The following is a 22,660-nucleotide window of genomic DNA, read 5'->3' on the forward strand; positions in this document are numbered from 1 at the left end:
GTGACTCCTCCTTCCTTCCTTTTCATGCTATCACAACCAAGTGTCCCAACGGTATAAGGAATCTGTCCAGGCAGATACTAAGGCAAAGATTTGGACAAGGAGGAAACACACATGCAAAAAAATGTGGGAACCTGGGATGCAATCATGCGAATCACCTTGGGTTTAGCCGGCTTGGCGTGGAGCATTTCCCGAATGTCACAGCGTTCCAACCAGGGCATGCCGTTATTGGTAGCCCTCGTTTCGGGGATGAAGGTCGCGGAAGGAATCACTCGCTTTTGTCCGCTCTTGTACACCATGGGCGTTAGTACAGAGGAAACCTCCATCAAAAAAAGGAACGTTACCGGCATAGGCGACACCAAGCAATCGAAGGCAGGGTCTTCCTCAGATCCATTCAACCCTGAAGATTCGACCATATATTAACGGTACGGAGTGTCGTGCAATGAACCTGCACAAAATTACGGATTGGTGGGCGAATGTCGGATTTTTCTTTTTCAGCGCCGTTGGAATCGTCGTTGTTTTATTTATGATCTTCGACCATATCCGACGGCGGAAAGCGGGAGAATAGCTGATCCATCCCTTCTTTTCGGGAAGTACTGAGTAGACGGGTCATAACTTGAAAGCTCCCATACGATATGTCCTTATCCAGATAAGGGGGGGAGCCATTTATTTATCCGAAAACTGCCTTGGCAACGTTACTTGGAAGGACAACCTGCATAAAACTTTAGTGCGCTGAAAAAAACACGGACCGGACTCGGTCCCGGTCAAGCCCTTTGATGTCGATATCCTCTCATCGCTTCATTTGATGCGGGACGTTCAGTGTTGAAAGTGGAACCCTCGCTCTATGTGGAAGAAATTCACCAAGCATTGCAGGACAAAGGATTTCCGTGTCCTGAGCGTGAAAAACAAGAGCAGGATTTCCTTTCTCAACTATTTGCCTCGAAAGAAGGACTTCCCTACCCCTTCCCTCGAACCAATAGAAAAAAAGCAAGGGGAGGTGGCAAAAAACCGAATTCGTGGTAATATAAAATAAGAACATATGATCCCCAACCAACTTCGACTCATCTATATACAGGGAGTGTGGCAACATGGCACTGAGCGAAGAAGAAAAAGAGACGGTGATTCAGTTTGATGAAGGGTGTCACGTCGCTCAAATCTATACTGCCAGTTGGGACGTGGCACGATCCATGAAACGTGCGGGTTATCAACCCACCAAAAAGGTACAGGGAGCCTGGTGGTTTGAAGTACCGATCCAAGCCTTGAGCCTTCAAGGGGAAAAACAATCCTTGCACTTCGGTTAACCCGCTCTTATCCTCAGGTCTCTTCCTGACTGGTAAAAAGAAAGCCCCCTGATCTCCATCTGGATATCAGGGGGTTGTTGTTATGGGGACAGTCCGTATCCTCAATTTTATAAAATATATCAAAATAGCCGCCTCTTGGCTGATGAAGAGACGGCTTTTACCCATCATTTTTACACCGTTTGTCGTTGCATCGCCCCCGACCCTTCTCCTTCCCGCTCTTCTTCCGGGGGCAAAGTGGCTTCAATGGTTTCCGTTGCTTCTTTGATTTTGTTGAACTCCCGTTCAAAGTCTTTCGTGCTGAGCCAAATCTTGTAGACAATGGCTGCTTCAAAGGCGAAGAGCAACAAGGAGCCGAAGAAAATCATTTCTTTGATGATCCCCAGGATGGGCGCCACGATAAAGATGAACATCTGAAACTCGATACCACTCCAAAAATGCATCCGAATCCGTTTGTTTAAGAAAAAGTCCCGCACTTTGAGATAGGTGGGATATTTGGACTTGAACTCTTGCTGCAAATCCACTTTCTTCTTCCGCAAAGGATCCACCGTTTCATCCGAAACCGGAATACCTTCCTGCTTGGCCTGTTCCTGCTCTTCTTCGTCTTCTTCCTCTTTCTCTTCCTTGGCTTCCTGCTGGGAAGGATCGATGACGATCCCGGCAGCTTCCGCCGTCCGCTTCAGCTTACGTTTCGCTTTCCGCAGCTTGGCTTTCATTTCCCGACGCAGTTTGTACAGCTGCAGCGCGTTGATATGACGGGCAAAGTAAGCCAACAGGAATAACGCCAGCAAGTAAAGGTAGGTGACATCTCCCGTCAGCCGGAACTGCCCAGCGGTCAAAGCCACACCGGCCAATGCCACCCGAATGTGATCCAAGCTGATGTCCAACAGCATCCCGAAGGTGGAACCTGTTCCTTTCATCCGGGCGATTTTCCCGTCCATACAGTCGATGATGAAGCTGATATGGTACAAGAGCGCTCCGATTACCAAAGAGGTATAATCGCCGAGCCAAAAACAATAAACCGAAATCATCCCGAGAATAAAGGAAAAGATGGATAGCTGGTTGGGGGTGATATTGGTATAGTTGGCCACAGGCAGGATCAGGCGGGCCGCAACGGGATCCACCACCAGCACTGTCCACCAAGCATCTTTTTTCTTAAAGGTTTGCTTCACATCGTCCAGGGTAAATTTTCGCCGTTCTTCGCTCAAGGGATCCTTCACGCTCCTTTCTTGTTTTTCTTCGCCTTTTTCTCTTTCTTTTCGTCTTGGTACTTGTCGATCATTTCGTTGATCTCACCGATCTCCACAACCTTTCCGCGTTCCAGGATCAACGCCCGGTCGCAGATTTTGCGAAGCGGCTTCAGACTGTGGGAAACGATCACCAAGGTTTTTCCGGAATCACGGAGCTCTTCCATTTTCGCGTAACATTTTTTCTTGAAATCCTTGTCCCCTACGGCGAGAACTTCGTCAATCAAGATAATGTCCGCGTCGATATGAATAGCAATGGAAAAGCCCAACCGTGCCTTCATCCCGGAAGAATAAAACTTCACCGGCGTGTGGATGAACTCTTCTAGTTCGGAGAACTCGACGATTTTCGGGTATACTTCTTCAATCCGCTCTTTATCGAGACCAAAAATGGCGCAGTTGAGGCGGATATTTTCCGCTCCGGTCAAATCCCGGCTAAGACCCGCACCCAACTCGATCAGAGGAGCCACTTTGCCATTGATCTGGATATCCCCGGAATCGGGGTAAATAATGCCGCTCAAGGTTTTAAAGAGCGTGCTCTTTCCCGCTCCGTTTTTCCCGATAATGGCAAAGGACTCTCCCTTTTTGATCGAGAAGGAAACATCGTTGAGGGCGGTAAATTCTTTATAACGTTTTTCCCGCTTGATCAAAGAGATAAAGTACCCTTTCAGGGTTTTATCATAGGCCTTGCGAAAGTGTTTGGTCAGGTTGTTGACGACAATGGCTTCCATCGTCAAATCACTTCCCCTACTCGACGGTTTAGCCGCTTAAAGACCACCCAGCCGATGATGAATACCAGCAAGGTGATACCGATGGAGTACCCTACGTATTCCAGCGGTGCTGTTTGACCTTGGTACAATATCCCGTGATACAGGGAGATAATCACAGCCATCGGATTTAAGAAATAGAGCCATTCAAACTGCTGAATCATGGCATTGTTGCTCTCAGTCACAAAACTAATGGGATAAATAATGGGACACAAATACATCCAACCTCGAAGCAACAAATTGGTGATAAACTCTACATCCCGGTAAAAGACGTTGAGAACCGACACGAGAAAAGCCAGTCCCAGTATAAAGACGGATTGCAAAAGGATGAAAGCAGGTAACAATGCCAGCTGATCCCAGTAAATAGGCTGCCCCACAATCAACGCAACTGCAATCACCAGGGCAAAGGCCGGAATAAAGTTAACCAAGTTGGACAAGAGCATCGTCACCGGGAAGATTTCCCGGGGAAAATACACTTTCTTAATCAAGGAGGAACTCCCCGATAAAGCTTTGGTCCCTTTTTTCATGGAGTTGTTGAAGAAGGTCCACGGGATCAGCCCAGACAGGACATACAAAAAATAATGATCGATGTTTTGTCCTTTCGCACTGTCATCCACATTCAGGATCAAAGAAAAGACAATCGTATAAATCACCATTAATCCCAGCGGTTCCAACAACGTCCAGAAAAACCCGAAAAACGAGTTGCGGTAACGGATGCGCACTTCTTTGTGCACCAGGAAATATAACAGTTCCTTGTACTTCATAATATCTGCAAACATACAGCGTTTACTCCTTATCCGACAGATGAACCGATTAGACGATACCGATTTTTGGCCTCAATGGGGTACACCTCATCTAGAATATGATCAATGAACTCATCGGTCAGCTCAAATTCGTTCAAGATCGTGTACCGGTCCCGCATCGTCGGCGCCATGCGGATCGCCCGGTGCATCTCCTCCCGGGTATATCCCAAGTCCTCATAATGAGTGGGAAGCCCTAGCTTCTCGTAGTAAGGCAGGAGGCTCTCCACTTTGCTCCGTTGCCCTTGCAGGTACTGAGCTACCAATACGCCGATGGCCACTTGCTCACCGTGCAAAGCCTTACCGCCGCAGTGGTAATCCAAGGCGTGGCTGATCAAGTGTTCAGATCCGCTGCAGGGGCGGCTGGAACCGGCGATGGACATGGCGATCCCGCTCATGATCAAGGATTCGGAGGCCACCTTGATCATTTCGGAACGGTCCACGTCCGGATGGTTCAACGTATTCATAAAAGACTCCACCGCATTGTTGGCCATCAGGCCGGCGAAGGTGTTCATCTCTTCCTTCTTGGCATAATGCGCCAGTTTCCAGTCGAAGAGGGCCGTTTTATTGGACAGCAGATCTCCGATCCCGGCAGACATCAGCCGCGGGGGACAGGAGGACAAGATGTCCAAGTCGATAATCACCGCTTGCGGCATCTTTACCCCAATACTGGTGCTCTTATTCAGCATCTTGATGACCGCTACCGGCGAACAGATCGCATCGCTGGAAATGGCCGTCGGAAACAGAATCACCGGCACATTGCTTCGGGTTCCTACCACTTTGGACACATCCAGCGCTTTGCCGCCGCCCACACCGATGATGATATCGGGGGTGTCCTCCAGCACTTCCCGCTCCAGCTCGTTGATCGTATCCAGCGTATTGTTTTCACAGCACAAAAACTTGCTCTCCGCCACATGATCCGCGATCACGGATTCGATCCTTTCCGTCACTTTCCGGGTGCTGCCCCGGCCGCTTACCAAAGCGACTTTTTTCCCTTCAACCCAGTTAAATACCTGGGTTTCTGGCAGCTTCTGAATGGCCCCGTGTTCAATGATCAGCTGGATTGGGATATGCACTTTTTTTGCCATGTTGATCTCCCCCCAGGATCAGGACAAGACGGACGAGGCTAACTTTTTAGCGGTATCCAGGTCATTGAAGTCGTCGATCTCAATCCACGGATACCCTTTGGTATCTACACCGATGATATCGATGTCGTTGGCACATGCCTCATACACATTCTCGTACCATGCATCGGTTTCTCCGTTTTTGATCATGACGTCTGCCGTTTTGTACAGAATTTCCAGTTCCGGCTTCGCCAGCTTGGAGATCCCGATGTATTCACCGTCCGCCTCATCCAGCGCAATTTTTTTGTTCACCAAGCGCAAACGTCCGTTGTCCAATTTTACTCGCATCGATTCTTCCGTCAGTTCTTTTTGCTGATCTACCAAGATCGCGGTGCGGGCTTCCGCTTTCAAGATCAATGGAATCATCCGCTCATCATAAAAATCGTCGGAGTTAATTAGGAGCAGATCATCTCCGATTTCTTTCGTCAGTAAAAACGAGTAAATGTTGTTCATGGATTCATATTCCGGGTTATAGATGAACTGGATATCCGTACCTTCGAAGTATTCACGGATCCGCTCCATTTTGTATCCGCCCAAGATGTGAATATCCTTTTCGGCAAAGCCGGCTTTTTTGACGCTTTCCACTTGATATTGCACCAAGGGTTTATCGTTGATGCGAATCATCGCTTTCGGTTTGTCTTCCGTTTCCGGACGCAGACGGGAACCGACACCTGCTGCCAAGATCACAACTTTCATTCAGGACACTCCTTATCCGTTTTGTAATATCCGCTTTACAGAATTTTAATCCCGATGTCATCTAATTTAATTTGGCTGTGGTAAGATACAACCGTACCAGGGTTTTTACGGTCCAGAAGACTAAAAACAGGAAAATAAATCCTGCTGTTACGGACCAGCCCGTCACAGCATCCATCAGCACGCACAAAGGCAAACACGCAAAAAAGCCGGGCATACCGGTGAAAAACGCGATCCACTCATAGCCTTTGGAGGATGTCCGCATATCGCTGACGGGATCGTTTTCATCGCTTTTCCGATCGATATAATTGTAGGAAAGCGGTACGAGCAAAGCGAAAGAAGCTATCAACACCGAAAAGTAAATGCCCGAGGCAGCGGTGAAAGACAGCTCTCCGATACCGCTTAATTCATAGTAGGCCAATGCGAAAGCAACCAGCTTCGGGATACTCATACCCCGAATCAGGGTATCTAAAAACACCCCTTTTCGGCTGGTCACTTTCGTGATACGAGCCAGCTCACCGTCGACGCAGTCGCACAGATAGCCGAGGTTGTAGGCAAGCACCGCGAGGAGAAATCCCCAGGGCTCCGCCGTCAATATGAGCCAGCCTGTCAACATAAAAAAGAGAAGGCTCATCCAGCTGACCGCATTCGGGGTAACACCGATCCTGCGAAGCATCAGGGTCACATAAATAGAGATGCGCCGCAGGACATACCACGACCAGATCTCTTCCAACTGCCGCGGTTTCTGATAAATGGACCGGTACTTTAGAATTCGTTCGGAATCAACGGGCAATGTTGGTCGCATTTTTGTTTTCGTAGGTTTCATATGCTCCTTCCCTCCAGTAGTGCTTGCTGAAGAAGCTGGCTGCCGACCCGAATCCGCGGCTGAAGTGCAGCAGAAAGAAAGACAGCATGCACGGGAAGAAGTACTTCCACCCTTTTTGTTTTGTGATACCCCAAGACGAACAGACTAACAGCAAAAGATAAGCACCAATGAGTCCCAAAAACATCGTCCCGATCAAGGGGCTGAAAAAAGATCCAACGGTCATCAGGGCAGACAGGAGTACCACCATAAACGGAATCAGATGACGCCAGCGCAGAACGCCAACGCCCCGCTTGCTGGCCACCATCGTCCATTTTCCGTCTCCAAAGGACTTCTTCAGAAACGCGGGCAAGGTATTCCGTACATAGTAAGTGGAACGAATTCGGGTGGAAAGAAAAAAGGACCCGCCTTGATTTCTGATCCGGGCATGCATTTCCAGATCTTCGTTCCGCTTCAAATTTTCATCGAAATAACCGACTTCGTCAAAGACCTGGCGTTTGTACGCGGCATACGGAACGGTGTCCACAAAACCTTCCCATTCCCGTTTGGTGGTACGGAACTTGGAGTTCCCTACACCGAAAGGATGCGAATACACGTAAGCATTTACTTCTCCCCAAAAGCCGGTACCGATGGTTTCCACCACACCGCCGACGCAAGAAGCGTCGGGTACCCGTTGGGCTACTTCATAGGTGCGGGACAGGAAATTTTGTGGAATCTGGCTATGACCGTCCACGCGAATGACATATTCCCCGTTCGCATGTTGAATCCCGATATTCCACCCTGTAGCCAGGGTTTTCCGCGGATTGTGCAAAAAGCGAATCCGGTCGGGATAACGCTCTTGAATTTGTTGCACAATCTCGGGCGTCCGGTCGGTGGATTCACCATCTACCACGATCACTTCGTATTTGGACTGCGGGAAGTCTTGATTCAAAATCGCTTCCAGCAGATTCTCTATATGATTTTCTTCATTACGCACAACGAGCAAGAAAGAAAAAACCAGTTTCTGTTTGATGGTCGATCACTCTCTCCACCCTGCATTGAAAAATGCAGTCAATAGATCATGCTAACATCATACCATGGACCCGGTAATTCGACAATTGCCCTCCTTTGCTTGTTAAATTTGTACAACCCACATCCTTTTTCCTCTGCCAAAAGATTTCGATCATGGAAGATGTGGATGTTTTTCTTGCCGCTTCTATCATATCACGTTATTTCACGGCTTGGCGAAAGATTAGAACATGGCCGCGTCCGGACAAAACTGAGGTAAATACTACCTTGGATTAGTTTCATTTTCCTTTTGATTCCATCTGTTTCTGTTTATGGTGGGAGCTCAATATCTCATTACGACCAAATTACACTGAAGCACCTAAAACAATGACTGCTACCTTTTACATAGAAGAGAAAGAAGTTCTATTTTTGTACGATTCAAATGGGCAGGCCGTTGGGCCCGCCCATTTGAATGAAAACCTAGAGGATCGCTTCGACTCTTTTGCCCGTCGCTCCCATTCCTCACGCAGACGCTTCAAGAGATTCAACGAGAGACGCTACACTTCTACCCGACGCATCCCACTTTGTCATTCTGCACAATCAGCCTTTCTACACCTTTAGTGCCTTTTCCCCGATATCCCGGCGGTAATGAGCTTTTTCAAAGGAAATCCCTTGGACACCCTGATAAGCCGCTTCCCGTGCAGCAGCGAGGTTTTTTCCTAATGAGGTGACGGCCAACACGCGACCCCCGTCGGTTACGGTTTTTCCGTCTACAAGGCGAGTTCCCGCATGAAATACGATTTCTCCCGAACGGTGAGAAGTGAATCCCAAGCCGGTAATTTCTTTTCCTTTTTCATATTTCCCCGGATATCCCCCCGAAGCCATTACCACGCACAACGCTGCTTCCTCGGTCCACTCCACCTGTTGCTGATGTAGAGTTCCGTCGGTTGTCGCCTGCAGCAGTTCCACCAAATCGCTTTTCAACCGGGGGAGCACCACCTGAGTTTCCGGATCCCCGAAGCGTGCGTTAAACTCAATCACCTTGGGACCGTCCTCAGTGATCATCAGACCGGCATACAACACCCCTTTATAGTGAAGCCCTTCTCGTTTTAAGGCATGGGCAGCCGGTATTAGAATTTCTTCAATCGCTCGGTTAATGACGGATGCCGATATTTGCGGAACTGGAGAGTACGCCCCCATTCCCCCGGTATTGGGTCCGCGGTCTCCGTCGTGCACCGGTTTATGGTCTTGAGCCGGAACCATGGGGACAACGGTTTCTCCGTCCACAAATGCCATCAGGGACAGTTCCTGTCCTTCCAAATACTCTTCGATGACTACGCTGTCTCCCGCTTCGGCAAAGGCCCGATCTTCCATGATCCGGCGTAATGCTGCTTCCGCTTCCTCCACTGTCCGGGCCACTGTAACTCCTTTGCCGGCAGCCAACCCGTCCGCTTTGACAACAATGGGGGCCCCCTGTTCATAGATATAGGCCAAGGCTTGTCCCAGTTCCGCAAACTGTTCGGCATGCGCGGTTGGAATGCCCCAACGCTTCATCAAGTCCTTGGCAAAGCCTTTACTGCCTTCGATTTGAGCGGCTTCCCGGGTCGGCCCGAATATGCGAAGACCCTGTTCGGCAAAGGCATTCGCTACTCCTGCCATCAAAGACGCTTCCGGTCCTACGACGGTCAGGTCGATCTGTTCCTGTTGAGCAAATGAAACCAGCCGGTCCACATCGGTGGCTTCAATGGGTACACACTCCGCCAGCTCAGCAATCCCGCCATTGCCGGGAGCGCAGTACAGCTTGGACACCTTCGGACTTTGACTCAGTTTCCATACCAAGGCGTGCTCTCTGCCGCCGCTGCCAATCACCAAAATGCGCATGCTACCGCCTCCTGATTTTGATGCCGGTACCAAAAAAAGCTTGTCCCTGTGTGAAAACTTCCGTGATCCGGTACCCTGAAAATGGATAGGCGAGATCGGCCCAATGTTGCTTGGGCCGTCATCTCGCGAGCCGTTGTCCAATCAGCAGGACCGGGTAAATGATGTCAGTGAAAAAACAAGCTGATCCCAAACAAGGTAATCGTTACCGACAAGAAGATAAAAGCCCAATCTTTCGGGTAACTTTGGTGTGTGATAACCCCGCTCGCCGCAATCGCCAAGAAGAAATACACACCGCCAAGAACCCGGATGCTGTACTGCCAGGAACTCGGTTGGTACCAGCCGATCACCACAGACAGCCACATGAGGGCGAGGGATGACAGAACCAAAATCACACTCCAACGAATCACGTACATAGGAAACCCTCCTCGGCCTTGTTGGTTCCATATATACGCGAAAATGGAGCCAATGGTCACTGTAACGCCCTATTTAGACATAGCCGAGGCAGCTGAGGCTTCTTCTATCCCGTAATCTTTTTTTAATGCTTAAAGTGCCGTATACCGGTAAATACCATGGCGATGCCGTGACGGTTGGCTTCCTCGATCGACTCCTGATCCCGGATGGATCCGCCGGGCTGAATAATTGCCTTGATTCCTGCTGCCGCTGCTGCTTCCACTGTATCCTTCATCGGGAAAAACGCATCGGAAGCCAATACGGCTCCTTTGGCTTCTTCCCCCGCCTGCCGGATCGCAATCCCGGCTGCACCGACCCGGTTCATCTGACCGGCACCTACACCGACGGTCCGGGAATCCTTGGCCAGCACAATCGCGTTGGACTTCACATGCTTGACCACATTCCAAGCAAAAAGGAGCTGATCCCACTCTTCTTCTCCGGGCTGCCGATCCGTTACAACTTCGCAATCTTCCCGTGTTACTTGTTTGGTATCGGCATCCTGAACCAACAGGCCGCCGGATATCGTCTGCAGTTTCCATCCTCCGTGCTTCCGGATTTCTCCCAGGCGAAGCAAACGCAGGTTTTTCTTTTCCTTTAAGACTTCCAACGCCTTCGGCTCAAAGTCCGGCGCGAGAATAATCTCCAGGAAAATTTCTTTCATTTTTAAGGCCGTTTTTGCATCCACCGGTCGGTTCACAGCGATAATCCCGCCGTAAATGGACACCGGATCCGCTTCAAAAGCTTTTTGATAGGCTTCAGACACGCTTTCCCCGATGCCCACGCCGCAGGGATTCATATGCTTGACAGCCACTGCCGCCGGTTCCGAAAACTCCGCCACGATTTCCAGAGCTGCGTTGGCATCCTGAATATTATTATAGGAAAGTTCTTTTCCGTGAAGTTGCTCCGCTGAGGCGACGGTTCCTGTGGCCGGGCGGTTTTCCCGGTAAAAAGCGGCTTGTTGGTGAGGGTTTTCTCCGTATCGCAGCCCCTGTGCCTTATCAAAAGAGACGGTGAGCTTTTCCGGGAAGGTTTCCCCGCTTTGTCCCGTCAGATAGCCGGCAATTGCCGCATCATAGGCCGCCGTATGCCGGAATGCTTTGGCCGCCAGCCGACGCCGTAAGGCATCATCGACACCGCCGGATTCATCCATCTGAGCCAATACTTCCTCATAATCCGCCGGATCAACCAAGACCGTTACGTAACGGTGGTTTTTCGCGGCGGCCCGGACCATGGACGGCCCGCCGATATCGATGTTTTCCACCGCTTCCGCATAGGAGACATCCGGTTTGGCTACCGTTTGCTCAAAGGGGTACAGGTTGACCACAACCAGATCAAAGGGTTGAATATCGTGGGCTTCCAATTGTTCCGCGTGGGAGGGTTCATCCCGAACGGCCAACAGACCCGCATGTACGCGAGGGTGAAGGGTTTTTACCCGCCCATCCAGAATTTCCGGGAAACCGGTCACGTCGGAGATGCCCGTCACCGGTACCCCGGCTTCTTCCAACACCCGCCGGGTGCCGCCGGTCGAGACGATTTCCACCTCTCGCCGGGCCAGTTCCCTGGCCATTTCTGCAATTCCTGTTTTATCCGATACACTGATCAATGCCCGTCGAATCCGTTGCAAAACCAATTCCTCCTTGTTGTTTTCCTTGAGAGAAAAACCCGATAAAAAGCGGCATCAGCGATCCCTCGGGGGAATGAGCTGCCCCGTCAACAGCTTCCGAATCACCGCCGGGTACATATGATGCTCTACGAAGTGCACTTTTTTCTGCAAACTTTCCAGGGTGTCTCCCGGTTCGACCAAGACCGGCTTCTGTTCGATGATTGGGCCGGTGTCCATCCCTTCATCCACAAAGTGAACCGTAACCCCGGTCCAGCGCACCCCGTACTCCAACGCCCGCTGAATAGCGTCCTTCCCTTGGAAAGCAGGAAGTAGAGAAGGATGGATATTGAGAATGCGCCAGGGGTATTGCTCCAACAGAGTGGGACCGATCAACCGCATGTAACCGGCCAATACAATCCATTCGACATCGTATTTCCGCAATAGTTGCAGTACATCTTGTTCATAGGCGGCTTTGTCTGGATACTGAGCCGGGGCAAACACATAAGCGGGGACGCCCAGCCGTTCCGCCCGCTCCAGCACACCTGCTCCCGGCTTGTCACAGACCAGGAGTGCAATCTCCTGAGGCCAAGCTTGTTCCCGGGATTTTTCCACCAGCACTTCAAAATTGCTGCCGCTCCCCGATGCAAAGACTGCGATGCTCACTTCGAGTCCCCCTTCGACCAATAGCCTTCCTTCTCTGTCACCCGTCCGATGATCCAAGCGGTCTCGCCGCATTCACGGGCGACGGCAAGTGCTTCCTCCGCCTGTTCCCGAGGCAGGAACACGACCATCCCTATCCCCATATTAAAGGTACGAACCATGTCCTCCTCAGAAATGCCGCCCTCCTTTTGAATCCATCGGAACAACGGCGGAACATCCCAGGCCCTTCGATCGATCTCCACCCCGCATCCTGCGGGCAGCATCCGGGGAACGTTTTCGATGAGACCCCCGCCGGTGATGTGAGCGCCGCCTTTCACATCCAACGTTTCCATCAATCGGAGGAAGGTTTTCACATAAATGCGCGTGGGCCGCAGCAGCGTTTCTCCTACCGTTTCTCCTCCCCAGGGCACCACTTGTTCAAGGAGGTTTGTTTTTCCTTCCAGCAACACTTTACGGGCCAAGGAGTAGCCGTTGCTGTGAAGTCCGTCGGAAGCCAATCCCAGGATCACATCTCCTGGACGGATGCGATCCCCGGTCAGAAGTCGGGCTCTCTCTGCCGCCCCCACGCAAAATCCGGCCACATCATACTCCCCGGCAACGTACATCCCCGGCATTTCTGCCGTTTCACCGCCGATGAGCGCGCAACCCGCATCCCGGCATCCCCGGGCGATTCCGGCGACCACCGCTTCCGCCTGCGCCGGGCTGAGTTTTCCCGTCGCCAGATAATCCAGGAAAAAGAGGGGCTCGGCACCCTGCACCACGATATCGTTGACGCACATGGCGACACAGTCGATGCCGATCGTGTCGTGACGGTCCATGGTAAAAGCCACTTTCAACTTGGTGCCCACGCCGTCGGTAGATGCAACCAGCACCGGTTCCTCATATCCCCGCAAGGCAAACAATCCGCCGAAGCCGCCCAATTCGCCCATCACTCCCGGACGAGCCGTACTTTTCACATGCGCTTTCATCCGCTCAACCGCTTCATTGCCTGCATCGATATCCACACCTGCCGACCGGTATGCTTCACTCATCGTGCCTGCCCCTCCAATACACTCTCCGCTTCCGTTTCCGTCGGATAATTTCCGTCAAAACATGCGAGACAATGTCCGCGTAAGGGATGGGAGTCCGAACGTCCCACTGCTTCGATCATTCCTTTTGGTGAAAGAAATGCCAAGCTGTCTGCTCCGATCATCTCACGGATTTCTTCCACCGAATGATCCGCGGCGATCAGTTGCTTCCGATCCGCCGTATCAATCCCGTAAAAGCAGGGGAACTTCACCGGCGGCGAGCTGATCCGTACATGAACTTCCTCCGCACCCGCCTCCCGGAGCAGATTGACGATATGGCGGCTGGTGGTGCCGCGGACGATGGAGTCGTCAATCATCACGACCCTCTTTCCTTGCACCACTTTACGGACCGCACTCAGCTTCATCTTCACCCCTTGCTCCCGCAAGGATTGGCTGGGTTGGATAAACGTCCGTCCCACATAGCGGTTCTTAATCAAACCCAATTCATAGGGAATTCCGGCTGCTTCTGCAAACCCGATCGCTGCGGAAGTGCTGGAATCAGGCACGCCTGTCACCACATCGGCTTCCGCCGGTGCCTCTTGAAAGAGCTGTTTGCCCAGACGTTTGCGGGCCAGGTGAACGTTAATCCCGTCAATATCCGAATCGGGACGGGCGAAGTAAATGTACTCAAAGGAGCAGACGGCCCGCCGAGCCGGTTCGGCAAACCGTACGGAGCGCATCCCTTTGCCGTCCAATACCAGCAGCTCCCCGGGCTCCACCGCGCGCACAAATTCCGCTCCCACCACATCAAAGGCGCAAGTTTCCGAAGAAAAAACATAGCTGTCTCCCAACAACCCCATCGACAAGGGGCGCAACCCGTGGGGATCCTGGGCGACAAACAGAGCGTCATTAGTCAGGATCAACAACGCATAGGCCCCCTTTAGCTGGGCAAGTGCTTCCTTCACCTTTTCCTCCAAGGTGGGTTTGCGGGATTTGGCAATCAGATGGGCGATCACTTCGGTGTCGGAAGTCGTCTGAAAGATGGACCCTTGCATCTCCAATTCCCGCTTCAAACGCTCAGAATTGACTAAGTTGCCGTTGGTGGCCAGAGCCAACTGCCCGATCGCCGCACTTTGGAAAATCAGCGGTTGGGCATTGGTGAGCATGCTGTCTCCCGTCGTGGAGTAGCGAACATGGCCGATCGCTGTAGGACCCGCAATGCGCTCCAGGATTTCCCCGTTAAATGCCTCATTCACCAAGCCCATCTGCCGATGATGACGGAAACTGTAACCATCTGTGGTAACGATGCCGGCACTCTCCTGCCCCCGATGCTGCAGGGCATGCAGGCCATAGTAGGTCAGCTGGGCAGCTTCGGGATGGCTGACCACCCCGAATACCCCGCATTCTTCTTTCAGTTCGTCGAAGACGGATTCATGGCGCATGGTAATGCTCCTTCCCAGATGGCCTTCAGAGCAGCCACCGTTTCATCGATGACCTGTTGACCGTTCACTTGGATTTGCAGCCGGTCACCTGCCACACGCCCGATTGGACGACACGGAATTCCGTGGGAAGCGATCAGCTCTTGTACAGCTTCAGCCTGTTGCGGATCCACACTGAGCAACACCCGGGATTGGCTCTCGCTGAAAAGGAACAGCGCAGGTGCCAGCTCCGTATCCAGTTCGACCTCTGCACCCAGTCCGTTGGCAAATCCGCTCTCCGCTAGAGCGACAGCCAAGCCGCCGGAAGAGAGATCGTGAGCGGAACGTACCTTTCCTTGCCGGATAGCTGCCAAAACGGCTTCCTGCAGTTTCTTCTCTTTTTCCAAATCCAAACGGGGAGGACGACCGGACAGTTCCCCTGTCACCACTTGTTCCAACACGCTTCCTCCCAGCTCGGCCCGCGTTTCGCCCAACAGGAGCAAGACATCTCCTTCCTGACGGAAGTCCTGGGTAGTGATATGCTCACGGCTTTCGATCAAACCGACCATTCCCACCACAGGTGTGGGCAGAATCGCCTCGCCGCGGGTTTCGTTATACAGGCTGACATTCCCGCCGACGACCGGGGTCTCCAAAAAGCGGCAGGCTTCGCTCATGCCTTCCACCGCCTGAGCCAGCTGCCAGAACCCTTCCGGCTTCTCCGGGTTGCCGAAGTTGAGGCAGTCGGTAATCCCGAGGGGACGTGCTCCGGAACAGACGACATTGCGTGCCGCTTCCGCAACAGCGATCGCTCCGCCTTCCCGCGGATTCAGGTAGACATATCGTCCATTGCCGTCCGTACACATGGCCAATGCCTTGTCCGTGCCCTCCAGCATGACGACGGCGGCATCGGACCCCGGACGAACGGCTGTGTTGGTCCGTACCATATGGTCGTACTGTTGATATACCCAGCGCTTGCTGGCCACATTGAGAGAGCCCAACACCTTCCGTAACACCTGAGCCGGATTTTGATCCGCCAGCGCTTCTTCCGGACGAGCCGATGCATTTTCGCGATAATAGGCGGGTTCCCTTTGTTCCCGATGGTAGACAGGTGCATCATCCACCAACGTATTCACCGGGATATCGGCCACAATCTCACCGCCGTGGCGCAGGCGGAGACGGCCGTCCCCCGTCACCCGGCCGACTACTGCCGAAGGGAGGTTCCATTTATCCAATACTTGGCGAACCTCATCTTGCCGCCCTTCTTCCACCACCAGCAGCATCCGTTCCTGAGATTCGGACAACATGATTTCGTAGGGAGTCATTCCCTTTTCCCGCTGGGGCACCTGGTCCAGATCCATTTCAATCCCGGTGCCGCCCTTGGCTGCCATCTCCGCACTGGAACAGGTCAAACCCGCTGCACCCATATCCTGAATCCCGATCAGAATTCCTTTTTCCACCAATTCCAGACAAGCTTCCAGGAGAAGCTTTTCCATAAAGGGATCTCCCGCCTGTACGGCCGGCCGTTTTTCTTCCGAGTCCTCGCCCAGTTCTTCCGAGGCAAAGGTGGCACCGTGAATACCGTCCCGGCCGGTGCTGGAACCGACATAGATCACCGGGTTGCCGATACCGGAGGCCACCCCTTTTTGCAGCTTGTCATGGTCCACAATCCCGACACACATGGCGTTAACCAACGGATTCTCTTCATATCGGCGGTCAAACTCTACCTCGCCGCCGACAGTGGGAATCCCTACAACATTGCCATAATGAGCGATTCCCGCCACAGCCTGCTCAAACAAATAGCGCACCCGCGGGCTGTCCAAGGTGCCGAAGCGCAGCGAGTTCAGCAACGCCACAGGCCGCGCGCCCATGGAAAACACGTCGCGGATGATGCCGCCTACCCCTGTCGCTGCCCCTTGAAACGGCTCCACAGCAGTCGGGTGGTTGTGGCTCTCAACTTTGAACACCACCGCTTGGTTATTGCCGATGTCGAGGGCACCCGCTCCTTCGCCGGGACCTTGCAGCACATGCGGTCCTTCTACAGGGAAACGGCGCAAAAGCGGCTTGGAATTTTTGTAACTGCAATGCTCCGACCACATTACGCTGTAGATGCCCACTTCCGTCCAGTTCGGCAAACGGCCGAGGTGGCCGATCACTTGTTCAAATTCCTCATCGGTCATCCCCATGTCCCGATAAAGGCCTTCTGCCTGAATCTTCTCCGGTGAAGGCTCCCATACCGTCGTGGTTTGCTCAGGCAACATCGGATTTCCCCTCCCAGTAGCGCAGCATAGATGTAAACAGCCTGCGTCCGTCTTCTGATCCCATCCAGTCCAAAACCGCCCGTTCCGGATGGGGCATCAGACCCAGTACATTTCCCCGCTCATTGCAAATACCCGCGATGTCCGCCACCGAACCGTTGGGGTTCTCGCCTGTGTAGCGAAATACGATCTGACCATTTGCCTCCAAGCGGCTCAAAGTTTCTTCGTCGCAGTAGTAGTTCCCTTCTCCATGCGCGATGGGGAAGCGGATATCTTCTCCGGCACGATAATCCAGGGTGAAGGGAAGTCGGTTGTTTTCCACCCGCAGCGATTGAATGGAACAGCGGAACTGCAAATGGTCGTTGCGACGCATCGCTCCGGGCAGCAAGCCGGCTTCTAGCAAAACTTGAAAACCATTGCAAATCCCGAGTATCAGTTTTCCTTGTTCAGCCGCTTTCTGCACTCCCTCCATCACCGGGGAAAAGCGAGCCAATGCACCGGTTCGAAGATAATCCCCGTAGGAAAAGCCGCCGGGAAGGATGACCGCATCAAAACGGTCCAAATCGGACTCCTGATGCCATACGGCTTCTACCGGTTGACCGAGCACCTCTTTCACCGCTTTGATACAGTCCACATCACAATTGGAACCAGGGAACACCGGCACGGCAAAACGCATTAGGCTCCCTCCTCCAACCGAAAGCTGTACTGTTCAATCACCGGGTTAGCCAACAGCTTTTTGCACATGGCTTCCACCTGCTCCTCCGCCGACTGTTCATCAGCGGCCTTCAGCCACACTTCCAACGTTTTTCCGATGCGCACACTGTCCACTTCTTCAAAACCCAACGTGTGCAGAGATCCTTTGACTGCATTTCCTTGCGGGTCCAACACACTCGGTTTCAGACGGACTTCGATGGTAGCTTTATACATGGGCTTCTCCTCCCAACCGGTTCCAGATTTCCTGATAAGCTTCCTCTACATCGCCCAGGTCGCGGCGAAAACGATCCTTATCCATCACTTTTCCAGTTCGACTGTCCCAAAAGCGGCAAGTATCCGGAGAAATTTCGTCCGCCAACAGCAATTGCCCGGATGCATCCACGCCAAATTCCAGCTTAAAGTCGACCAAAGTAATCTGATGTTGCTCCAAGAGCTCCGTCAACAGCTGATTGACGGTCAATGCGGTCTGTTTCATCTCCTCCACCCGCTCCGGCGTCGCCAGATTTAACAGGCGGATGTGATCCTCGTTAATGAGGGGATCTCCTAGCGCATCGTCCTTGTAATAAAACTCGACTACCGGTTGCGGAAAAACCTGACCCGCCTCCAAACCAAGGCGTTTGACCAGGGTACCTGCCGCCCGATTGCGCACCACCACTTCCAAGGGGATGATGGAGACATGTTTCACCAATTGTTCCCGGCTCGACAGCAGCCGGATAAAATGATTAGCAACCCCGCGCTCCTTCAGGTAGTGAAAAAACACCGCACTGATCCGGTTGTTCCATTCCCCTTTGCGGTCGATCACCGCCTTTTTTTCCCCGTTAAAGGCAGTGGCATCATCTTTGTACTCCACCCAGACTTGATCCTCGCGGTCGGTTTGGTAGACACGCTTTGCTTTTCCTTCGTACAGCAGGTTCCCACGGTTCATGTTCTCCGCCTCCATTCACTTATTTCACACCATCGGATCCCTTGAACTGGATGCCCACCCGTCTCCATGCCGATACTCACGCCATTTACCGGTTGCGATGCTGCTAAACTGCACCTAAGCTCAAACCAGCCATACATGCTTATGACGATGGAATCCTTAGCTGTCCAACAAGCCGACACGACGGAAGATATCATCCACATGTTTCAGATGGTAACGGTAATCAAAACAATCCGTGATTTCTTCCGGCTTCAAAAACTTCGTAATCATTTCATCCCCTTCAACCAGCGAACGGAACTGAACCCCTTCTTCCCATGCCTGCATGGCCAATTTTTGTACCCGATCATAGGCTTCTTCCCGTTTCAACCCTTTGTTGATCAAGGAAAGAAGGACGCGTTGGGAGTAAATCAACCCATAAGTACGTTCCATATTCCGTTTCATGTTTTCCGGGAACACCGTCAGGTTTTTCACAATCCCGGCAAACCGATTCAGGAGATAGTTGAGCAGGATCGTCGCATCTGGCAGGATGACGCGTTCTGCGGAAGAGTGCGAGATATCCCGTTCATGCCAGAGCGGAACATTTTCATAAGCAGTCACCATATGACCACGGATCACCCGCGCCAAACCGGTGATGTTTTCCGATCCGACGGGATTCCGTTTATGCGGCATGGCGGAAGATCCTTTTTGCCCTTTGCCGAAAGCCTCCTCTACTTCTCGGGTCTCGCTTTTTTGCAGCCCCCGGATTTCCACCGCAAACTTTTCCAGTGAAGTGGCGATCAACGCCAAGGTGCTCATATATTCCGCATGACGGTCCCGCTGCAGGGTTTGGGTCGATATCGGGGCAGGGGAAAGGCCCAATTTTTCGCACACATACTTCTCTACAAACGGATCAATATTGGCATAGGTGCCCACCGCCCCTGAAATTTTCCCGTAAGCAACCCGTTGCGCAGCCCGTTCCAGCCGTTCTTTGTTCCGCTTCATTTCCTCATACCAAAGAGCCATCTTCAGCCCGAAAGTGGTGGGTTCGGCATGTACGCCATGGGTCCGGCCCATCATCACCGTATCTTTATGCTCCAGCGCTTTCTCTTTGAGAATCTCAATAAAGCGGTCCACGTCCTGAAGCAAGATGTCATTGGCCTGTTTCAAGAGGTAGGACAAAGCGGTATCCACCACATCGGTGGACGTCAACCCGTAATGCACCCATTTGGACTCCGGACCCAGCGTCTCGGCTACAGCCCGGGTAAAAGCCACCACATCATGCCGCGTGTCCTCTTCGATCTCCTGGATCCGCTTCACATCAATTCGGGCGTTTTTGCGGATTTTCGCCACATCCTCTTTCGGAATAACCCCCAATTCCGACCATGCCTCACAAGCAAGGATTTCCACTTCCAACCAGGCTTTAAATTTATTTTCATCTGTCCAAATCCGGCCCATTTCAGGTCGCGTATACCGTTCGATCATCTGTCATTTCCAACTCCTTCAGTTTCTTTGCCAAGTGTGCAGGTTCCCAAATTCCCCATTCCAGGAGAGCATGCAACGCTTCTGAATGAGAGTCGCTCACCATGGTGACATGTCCCATTTTCCGACCGGCCCGAGCTTCCTCTTTCCCGTATAGATGCACTTTTGCATCTGCCGGCATCCGGGTCATTCCCGCCAATAAAGCCGGGATATGTTCTCCCAAAACATTGACCATGACAGCCGGCGACATCAGCCGGGGGGAGCCCAAGGGCAAGCCGCATATCGCCCTGACATGTTGCTCAAACTGAGAAGTAACACAGGCATCCCATGTGTAATGACCGGAGTTATGAGGCCGAGGTGCCAATTCGTTGACCAACAGTTTCCCGTCGGGCAGCATAAACATCTCCACTGCGATCAGGCCGACCACTTCCAGTTGTTCCGCAACCCGTCGGGCCAACGCTTCCGCTTGGCGCTTCACCCGATCCTCTACCGGTGCGGGGGCCAGTGTCAGGTGCAAAATATGGCGTACATGCACATTTTCCACCACGGGGTAGGTGACCACTTCTCCTTGCGAGTTGCGGGCCGCAATCACAGAAAGTTCTTTTTGAAAGGGCACCCACTGCTCCAAAATTAACGGCTCATTTTCCCGGTGCAGGGCTTCCCAGCATGTGATTGCGTCATCCGGGTGCTGAATCAACCGCTGCCCTTTTCCATCATAGCCGCCGGTCACGGTTTTCAACACGCAGGGAGTGCCGAGTTGAGCAACTGCCTGAGCCAAGTCGGCCGCAGTTTGTACCACCTGGTATTCCGCTACGGGCACACCTGCCCGCACGAGGGCTTCTTTCTCCCGAACCCGGTGTTTGGTGATACTCAACAACGTGCTTCCCTGGGGCAAAAAGGACGTACTCTCCAGCAAGGACACCGTCTCTTCATGGACATTTTCAAATTCGTACGTGATCACATCGCTCATCTCTGCCAGCAACCGCGCAGCTTCCCTATCATCATAAGAGGCACGAATGTGATGATCGGACACTTGGGACCCCGGGCAATTCGCCGCTGGATCCAAACTGACAATACGGTAGCCCAGCTTCTTCCCTTCAATAGCGATCATCCTGCCCAACTGACCGCCGCCCAAGATTCCCAGGGTGCTTCCCGGCAACACACCGCCATTTGGGAAACCTTTTCGTTGACTATCCATTATGATAACCCACCCGGAACCTTGTTTTCTAATACCTTCTGGCGAATCGAATCCCGGCGCGCTTGCAGCCTTTGCCGAAGTTGTACATCCTGTACCCCGAGAATTTCCACTGCCAACAACCCTGCGTTAACGGCACCGGCCTCACCGATGGAGACAGTGGCGACGGGAACACCGCCGGGCATCTGGACAATGGATAACAGCGAATCCAAACCGTTCAGCGAAGAAGACTTTACCGGGACCCCGATCACAGGCAATACCGTTTTGGCAGCGACCATTCCGGGCAGATGGGCCGCTCCTCCGGCACCGGCAATAATCACTTCCAATCCCCGATCCGCTGCTGTTTCTGCATAATGAAACATCTCATCCGGTGTACGATGAGCGGAAACCACGCGGGTCTCATAAGAAACTGCCAGTTCATCCAATACTTCACACGCTTTTTGCATGGTGGGATAATCCGAGGTGCTTCCCATGATTACGCCAACTTTCGGTTGGGTCATCTCTGCTAGCCTCCCGCATCAGTATGCAATCATATAAAAAGCCCGACGGAGGTGTTTTCCACAGGAAAACCCCCCATTCGGGCACACTTCACCCAAAGGGTTGGCTTTCCCATAGTCCGGAAATTTACGGTTTCCGGGTAGAGACACTCGGGCCATATTCCCGAGCATATATGAGAAAGGATCGATATACTGGATATTAACCATCGTAACATGATCAAATCCTCAACTTCTATGGTTCATTTTTAGTGTAACAAGGGTTTTCTTCTTCGTCAACGCAAAAAACGAACACTTTACAATATGTTCACTTTAAATGTTCGTTTTTCTCGTAGAGAACAATAAAAAACCGCCCCCCGAAAAGAGCAGCGGTTTTGGGTCATTGATTAAGCGGTCTTGATGTTTGCGCCGGTTCCTTCTACGTCGGATCCTTCCAACTTGGTTACACAAACTGCAGTCATAGCGTCCCCGGTGATGTTGATTTGCGGTCCGGCTCATATCCAGCACCGGCCCACACCCAGAATGATCCCAATGACAATTCCTGCGGAAGGAACGGCAGCAGTACCGATGAAAGCCAATGTTGCCGTCAACTGTTCTGCAACCGATAGATCGATGCCGTACAACTGAGCGATAAAAACAGCGGCTACCCCCTGCATAATGGCTGTTCCATCCATATTGATCGTTGTACCCAACGGAATGACAAAGCTGCTGATGCTTTTCGGCACCTTGAATCCTTGCAAAAGAAAAAAGCAGCTCATAGTGAGCTGCTTTCTCTGTGCCTGGCAACGTCCTACTCTCCCAAGGGGTCTCCCCCTCAGTACCATCGGCGCTGGAGGGCTTAACTTCCGTGTTCGGTATGGGAACGGGTGG

Annotated in this window: 24 protein-coding genes, 1 rRNA gene, 1 pseudogene and 1 riboswitch; of the genes and pseudogenes, 4 read left to right on the top strand and 22 right to left on the bottom strand. The window is 52.3% G+C overall.

The annotated features are described in order from the left end of the window. The first annotated feature begins 111 nt into the window (after window positions 1–111). The 4 genes from IEW70_RS04240 (at window position 112) to IEW70_RS04250 (ending at window position 1,298) form a co-directional block, all read left to right on the top strand. A complete protein-coding gene (locus tag IEW70_RS04240) occupies window positions 112–420 on the top strand; it encodes a YgaP family membrane protein (RefSeq protein WP_188646658.1) in 309 nt (102 codons plus the stop codon). A 19-nt stretch (window positions 421–439) separates the two neighbouring features. Next, window positions 440–565: a hypothetical protein gene (locus IEW70_RS18065; RefSeq protein WP_268234817.1), complete on the top strand. Its 126-nt coding sequence runs from the start codon at window positions 440–442 to the stop codon at window positions 563–565. Window positions 566–819: 254 nt separating this feature from the next. Further along, on the top strand, window positions 820–1,020 hold the full coding sequence (locus IEW70_RS04245) for a hypothetical protein (RefSeq protein ID WP_188646659.1): 201 nt from the start codon (window positions 820–822) through the stop codon (window positions 1,018–1,020). A gap of 65 nt (window positions 1,021–1,085) precedes the next feature. Next, window positions 1,086–1,298: a hypothetical protein gene (locus tag IEW70_RS04250; protein WP_188646660.1), complete on the top strand. Its 213-nt coding sequence runs from the start codon at window positions 1,086–1,088 to the stop codon at window positions 1,296–1,298. A 170-nt stretch (window positions 1,299–1,468) separates the two neighbouring features. Here the strand turns inward: IEW70_RS04250 and IEW70_RS04255 are convergent, their stop codons facing one another. From IEW70_RS04255 to rrf, 22 genes and pseudogenes are all read right to left on the bottom strand, one after another. Next, complete coding sequence (locus tag IEW70_RS04255; RefSeq protein ID WP_188646661.1) at window positions 1,469–2,503, bottom strand: CDP-alcohol phosphatidyltransferase family protein; 1,035 nt, start codon at window positions 2,501–2,503, stop codon at window positions 1,469–1,471. Window positions 2,504–2,511: 8 nt separating this feature from the next. Then, entirely contained in the window at window positions 2,512–3,270 is a 759-nt protein-coding gene (locus IEW70_RS04260; RefSeq protein ID WP_188646722.1) for an ABC transporter ATP-binding protein, read from the bottom strand. 2 nt (window positions 3,271–3,272) lie between these two features. Beyond that, window positions 3,273–4,085: an ABC transporter permease gene (locus IEW70_RS04265; RefSeq protein WP_188646662.1), complete on the bottom strand. Its 813-nt coding sequence runs from the start codon at window positions 4,083–4,085 to the stop codon at window positions 3,273–3,275. Between the two features lie 14 nt (window positions 4,086–4,099). Beyond that, complete coding sequence (locus tag IEW70_RS04270) at window positions 4,100–5,194, bottom strand: iron-containing alcohol dehydrogenase family protein (RefSeq protein ID WP_188646663.1); 1,095 nt, start codon at window positions 5,192–5,194, stop codon at window positions 4,100–4,102. An 18-nt stretch (window positions 5,195–5,212) separates the two neighbouring features. Continuing rightward, on the bottom strand, window positions 5,213–5,926 hold the full coding sequence (locus IEW70_RS04275; RefSeq protein ID WP_188646664.1) for a phosphocholine cytidylyltransferase family protein: 714 nt from the start codon (window positions 5,924–5,926) through the stop codon (window positions 5,213–5,215). A 61-nt stretch (window positions 5,927–5,987) separates the two neighbouring features. Then, window positions 5,988–6,749: a CDP-alcohol phosphatidyltransferase family protein gene (locus tag IEW70_RS04280; protein WP_188646665.1), complete on the bottom strand. Its 762-nt coding sequence runs from the start codon at window positions 6,747–6,749 to the stop codon at window positions 5,988–5,990. Further along, complete coding sequence (locus IEW70_RS04285; protein WP_268234818.1) at window positions 6,706–7,731, bottom strand: glycosyltransferase family 2 protein; 1,026 nt, start codon at window positions 7,729–7,731, stop codon at window positions 6,706–6,708. The genes IEW70_RS04280 and IEW70_RS04285 overlap by 44 nt, the downstream gene beginning before the upstream one ends. A gap of 611 nt (window positions 7,732–8,342) precedes the next feature. Further along, entirely contained in the window at window positions 8,343–9,614 is a 1,272-nt protein-coding gene (gene purD, locus IEW70_RS04290; RefSeq protein WP_188646666.1) for a phosphoribosylamine--glycine ligase, read from the bottom strand. A gap of 164 nt (window positions 9,615–9,778) precedes the next feature. Continuing rightward, on the bottom strand, window positions 9,779–10,027 hold the full coding sequence (locus tag IEW70_RS04295) for a hypothetical protein (RefSeq protein WP_188646667.1): 249 nt from the start codon (window positions 10,025–10,027) through the stop codon (window positions 9,779–9,781). 122 nt (window positions 10,028–10,149) lie between these two features. Next, window positions 10,150–11,688, bottom strand: a complete 1,539-nt coding sequence (gene purH / locus IEW70_RS04300) for a bifunctional phosphoribosylaminoimidazolecarboxamide formyltransferase/IMP cyclohydrolase (RefSeq protein WP_188646668.1) — start codon at window positions 11,686–11,688, stop codon at window positions 10,150–10,152. A 54-nt stretch (window positions 11,689–11,742) separates the two neighbouring features. Continuing rightward, window positions 11,743–12,330 (bottom strand): phosphoribosylglycinamide formyltransferase, encoded by a 588-nt coding sequence (gene purN / locus IEW70_RS04305; protein ID WP_229751812.1) that lies wholly within the window; start codon window positions 12,328–12,330, stop codon window positions 11,743–11,745. Next, window positions 12,327–13,358, bottom strand: coding sequence for a phosphoribosylformylglycinamidine cyclo-ligase (gene purM, locus IEW70_RS04310; RefSeq protein ID WP_188646670.1), 1,032 nt, complete (start codon window positions 13,356–13,358; stop codon window positions 12,327–12,329). Before purM ends, purN begins: the two co-directional genes overlap by 4 nt. Further along, the gene (gene purF / locus IEW70_RS04315; protein ID WP_188646671.1) at window positions 13,355–14,776 is read right to left on the bottom strand and encodes an amidophosphoribosyltransferase; all 1,422 of its coding nucleotides are present in this window, start codon (window positions 14,774–14,776) and stop codon (window positions 13,355–13,357) included. Before purF ends, purM begins: the two co-directional genes overlap by 4 nt. Beyond that, window positions 14,746–17,010, bottom strand: a complete 2,265-nt coding sequence (gene purL / locus IEW70_RS04320; RefSeq protein ID WP_188646672.1) for a phosphoribosylformylglycinamidine synthase subunit PurL — start codon at window positions 17,008–17,010, stop codon at window positions 14,746–14,748. Before purL ends, purF begins: the two co-directional genes overlap by 31 nt. After that, window positions 17,000–17,683 (bottom strand): phosphoribosylformylglycinamidine synthase subunit PurQ, encoded by a 684-nt coding sequence (purQ, locus tag IEW70_RS04325; protein WP_188646673.1) that lies wholly within the window; start codon window positions 17,681–17,683, stop codon window positions 17,000–17,002. The genes purL and purQ overlap by 11 nt, the downstream gene beginning before the upstream one ends. Further along, a complete protein-coding gene (purS, locus tag IEW70_RS04330) occupies window positions 17,683–17,934 on the bottom strand; it encodes a phosphoribosylformylglycinamidine synthase subunit PurS (RefSeq protein WP_188646674.1) in 252 nt (83 codons plus the stop codon). The genes purQ and purS overlap by 1 nt, the downstream gene beginning before the upstream one ends. Continuing rightward, the gene (gene purC, locus IEW70_RS04335) at window positions 17,927–18,646 is read right to left on the bottom strand and encodes a phosphoribosylaminoimidazolesuccinocarboxamide synthase (RefSeq protein WP_188646675.1); all 720 of its coding nucleotides are present in this window, start codon (window positions 18,644–18,646) and stop codon (window positions 17,927–17,929) included. The genes purS and purC overlap by 8 nt, the downstream gene beginning before the upstream one ends. A gap of 156 nt (window positions 18,647–18,802) precedes the next feature. Continuing rightward, window positions 18,803–20,104 carry an adenylosuccinate lyase gene (gene purB, locus IEW70_RS04340; RefSeq protein ID WP_188646676.1) on the bottom strand — a complete coding sequence of 434 codons (1,302 nt, stop codon included), beginning with the start codon at window positions 20,102–20,104 and terminating at the stop codon, window positions 18,803–18,805. Next, window positions 20,079–21,299, bottom strand: coding sequence for a 5-(carboxyamino)imidazole ribonucleotide synthase (gene purK, locus IEW70_RS04345; RefSeq protein ID WP_188646677.1), 1,221 nt, complete (start codon window positions 21,297–21,299; stop codon window positions 20,079–20,081). Before purK ends, purB begins: the two co-directional genes overlap by 26 nt. Continuing rightward, window positions 21,299–21,796, bottom strand: coding sequence for a 5-(carboxyamino)imidazole ribonucleotide mutase (gene purE / locus IEW70_RS04350; protein WP_188646678.1), 498 nt, complete (start codon window positions 21,794–21,796; stop codon window positions 21,299–21,301). The genes purK and purE overlap by 1 nt, the downstream gene beginning before the upstream one ends. 92 nt (window positions 21,797–21,888) lie before the next feature. Next, window positions 21,889–21,990, bottom strand: a riboswitch (purine riboswitch). Between the two features lie 186 nt (window positions 21,991–22,176). Continuing rightward, window positions 22,177–22,527 (bottom strand): annotated as a pseudogene (locus tag IEW70_RS04355) (dicarboxylate/amino acid:cation symporter); the annotation flags it as partial. A gap of 40 nt (window positions 22,528–22,567) precedes the next feature. Then, a 5S ribosomal RNA gene (gene rrf, locus IEW70_RS04360) occupies window positions 22,568–22,660 on the bottom strand; the annotation flags it as partial.

This window comes from Marinithermofilum abyssi (genome assembly GCF_014641195.1).
Taxonomy (GTDB): Bacteria; Bacillota; Bacilli; order Thermoactinomycetales; family DSM-45169; genus Marinithermofilum; species Marinithermofilum abyssi.

Coding starts and splice junctions, on each gene's coding strand:
- IEW70_RS04240 (WP_188646658.1), top strand. CDS start 112: ATGCAAAAAAATGTGGGAACCTGGGATGCAATCATGCGAATCACCTTG.
- IEW70_RS18065 (WP_268234817.1), top strand. CDS start 440: ATGAACCTGCACAAAATTACGGATTGGTGGGCGAATGTCGGATTTTTC.
- IEW70_RS04250 (WP_188646660.1), top strand. CDS start 1,086: ATGGCACTGAGCGAAGAAGAAAAAGAGACGGTGATTCAGTTTGATGAA.
- IEW70_RS04260 (WP_188646722.1), bottom strand. CDS start 3,270: ATGGAAGCCATTGTCGTCAACAACCTGACCAAACACTTTCGCAAGGCC.
- IEW70_RS04265 (WP_188646662.1), bottom strand. CDS start 4,085: ATGTTTGCAGATATTATGAAGTACAAGGAACTGTTATATTTCCTGGTG.
- IEW70_RS04270 (WP_188646663.1), bottom strand. CDS start 5,194: ATGGCAAAAAAAGTGCATATCCCAATCCAGCTGATCATTGAACACGGG.
- IEW70_RS04275 (WP_188646664.1), bottom strand. CDS start 5,926: ATGAAAGTTGTGATCTTGGCAGCAGGTGTCGGTTCCCGTCTGCGTCCG.
- IEW70_RS04280 (WP_188646665.1), bottom strand. CDS start 6,749: ATGAAACCTACGAAAACAAAAATGCGACCAACATTGCCCGTTGATTCC.
- purD (WP_188646666.1), bottom strand. CDS start 9,614: ATGCGCATTTTGGTGATTGGCAGCGGCGGCAGAGAGCACGCCTTGGTA.
- IEW70_RS04295 (WP_188646667.1), bottom strand. CDS start 10,027: ATGTACGTGATTCGTTGGAGTGTGATTTTGGTTCTGTCATCCCTCGCC.
- purM (WP_188646670.1), bottom strand. CDS start 13,358: ATGAGTGAAGCATACCGGTCGGCAGGTGTGGATATCGATGCAGGCAAT.
- purF (WP_188646671.1), bottom strand. CDS start 14,776: ATGCGCCATGAATCCGTCTTCGACGAACTGAAAGAAGAATGCGGGGTA.
- purL (WP_188646672.1), bottom strand. CDS start 17,010: ATGTTGCCTGAGCAAACCACGACGGTATGGGAGCCTTCACCGGAGAAG.
- purQ (WP_188646673.1), bottom strand. CDS start 17,683: ATGCGTTTTGCCGTGCCGGTGTTCCCTGGTTCCAATTGTGATGTGGAC.
- purS (WP_188646674.1), bottom strand. CDS start 17,934: ATGTATAAAGCTACCATCGAAGTCCGTCTGAAACCGAGTGTGTTGGAC.
- purC (WP_188646675.1), bottom strand. CDS start 18,646: ATGAACCGTGGGAACCTGCTGTACGAAGGAAAAGCAAAGCGTGTCTAC.
- purB (WP_188646676.1), bottom strand. CDS start 20,104: ATGATCGAACGGTATACGCGACCTGAAATGGGCCGGATTTGGACAGAT.
- purK (WP_188646677.1), bottom strand. CDS start 21,299: ATGGATAGTCAACGAAAAGGTTTCCCAAATGGCGGTGTGTTGCCGGGA.
- purE (WP_188646678.1), bottom strand. CDS start 21,796: ATGACCCAACCGAAAGTTGGCGTAATCATGGGAAGCACCTCGGATTAT.